We start from the raw sequence: 2,037 nt of genomic DNA, 5'->3' as shown, positions 1-2,037 counted from the left end.
GGAGCGGGCACGGCCGGGGCCTGCGGACGCTGGCGACGGCGGCCTTCGCCCTCACCGCGCACGGAAGGACGGGGACGGGCGCGGCGGCCCTCGCCGCGACGGTTGCCGGCTTCAGGAGCCGCATTTTCGGCAGGAGCTTCCTCGGCCGGGGCTTCGGCCGCAGCGGCGGCACGGGCCTGGTCACGGCCACGACCGCGACGGGGCTGACGGGCGTTCTCGGCGGTCTTTTCCTGCCGTTCGGGCTTGTCGGCCCTGGCGGGCTTTTCGGCCTTCTCGTCCTTGCGGGCCGGGCGCTCTTCAGCAGGAGCGGCCTCCTTGCGCTCTTCCGGGGCGGGCGCGGCCGGAGCGGCCACACCGTCCTCGCGGGCGGCAGGGGGCATCTTTTCGGCAGGGCGACGGGGCGCGTCCTCACGGCCCAGGGACGGCCGTTCCAGCCGGACATCGCAGCGCTTCTTGCCGAGGACGCTTTCCACGGCTTCGCGCAGCGCGGCACGGCGCGCGCGGATCTTGGCCTTGCGGGCCCCCACGATACCAAAGATGCCGCTCTTGGCGTCCTGAACTATCTCAATCTCCAGCTTTTCGCGGGCGGCATTGTAATAGCTGCAGGCCTCCTGAATGGCGGCATCCAGATTCTTACCCTGAAACTCTTTGAATCCGTCCATAAACTCTCCCAAAAGGGGCGGCAGCGGGGAGACCCCGCTGCCACCACATATGGACTCTTTTCCGTGTCGCAAGACCGCTCACGCGGTCATGGGCCGTGACCCTACTGGGCCAGCAGCTTGCTTCTGCGGCCCATCCGCCACTGCTGGGCAATGGACAGGATGTTGTTGACCAGCCAGTACACCACCAGACCGGAGGGGAAGCTCAGGAACAGGGCGGTGAAGACGATGGGCAGGAACATCATGATCTTCTGCTGCGTGGGATCGGTGGCCGGCGGGCTCATCTTCTGCTGCAGGAACATGGTGATGCCCATGATGATGGGCGTGATGTAATAGGGGTCCTTGGAGGACAGGTCAGCCAGCCAGATCAGGTCCGTGCCGGGCAGATAGGTGATGAAGGGCGCGTGACGCAGCTCGATGGAGGTCAGCAGCGCCTGATACAGACCGAAGAACACGGGCAACTGCACCAGGATGGGCACACAGCCGCTGGCGGGGTTGACGCCGTAGGTCTTGTACAGGGCCATGACTTCCTTGTTCATGGCTTCCTTGTCGTCCTTATACTTTTCGCGGATGTTGGCCATCATGGGCTGGAGCTTCTTCATTTTTTCCATGGAAGAGTAGCTCTTGGCCGTCAGGGGCCAGAACACGGCCTTGATGACGATGGTCAGCATGATGATGGAGAGGCCCCAGTTGTGGGTGTACTGCTGGAAGAACTCCAGCAGCCACAGCAGGCCCTTGGCGATGATGCTGAACATGCCCAGGTCCACGCTGAGGGCCAGCTGATCGGACACGGCGGCCAGCATCTTGCGTTCCTTGGGACCCATCCAGTAGGAGACTTCGAGGGTGGTCTCCTGGCCGGGGGCCACCACCACTTCCTTGGGCTCCAGGGCCACACGGTAGACGCTGCCCTGCATGCGGCCCACCATGCGGGCCTCATCGGCATCACCGGGCATGACGGCGGACAGGAAGTAGGTGCTCATGGGGCCGGCCCAGTAGAGCTTGCCGCTGGCTTCCACGCCTTCCTTGGTCAGTTTGTCGGTGGAGGTCTCTTCGCCCAGCGAACCGCCGTTGTCCCAGGCCACGCGCATGGCGTCGTAGTTGGTGTTGGCGGCATTGCTGGTGTCGGCGGCCACGGTGTAGCGCACGCGCACGCTGCGGGTGTCGGTGCCCAGGGTGGCCAGGCTCACCTTTTCGGAGATCAGGTAATTTTCGGAATTGAAGGTCAGTTCACGGGTCACGCGCAGGTTGTCGACCTCGCCCACCAGGCGGACGACGCCCTTGCCGCCTTCAGCCACGCTCACGCCGCTGTCGGACTCCAGGGCCCACTTGCCGGTGCTCCACGAAGGCTGACCGTTGATGACCAGGCCCAGAGGCGCCA

At 64.9% G+C, this 2,037-nt stretch carries 2 protein-coding genes; both read right to left on the bottom strand.

What is annotated here, in order from left to right; all coding sequences use genetic code 11:
- The coding region (locus DESPIG_RS09600) for a Jag N-terminal domain-containing protein (RefSeq protein WP_187119494.1) at nt 1-662 on the bottom strand (662 nt) is incomplete at its 3' end.
- A gap of 101 nt (nt 663-763) precedes the next feature.
- A partial coding sequence (gene yidC / locus DESPIG_RS09595; protein WP_006008002.1) for a membrane protein insertase YidC occupies nt 764-2,037 on the bottom strand: 1,274 nt, incomplete at its 5' end.

The sequence above is a fragment of the Desulfovibrio piger ATCC 29098 genome (genome assembly GCF_000156375.1).
In the GTDB taxonomy this organism is placed as follows: domain Bacteria; phylum Desulfobacterota; class Desulfovibrionia; order Desulfovibrionales; family Desulfovibrionaceae; genus Desulfovibrio; species Desulfovibrio piger.
Note: the sequence above shows the minus strand (reverse complement) of the source record. Positions and strands in the feature narration are given on the sequence as shown.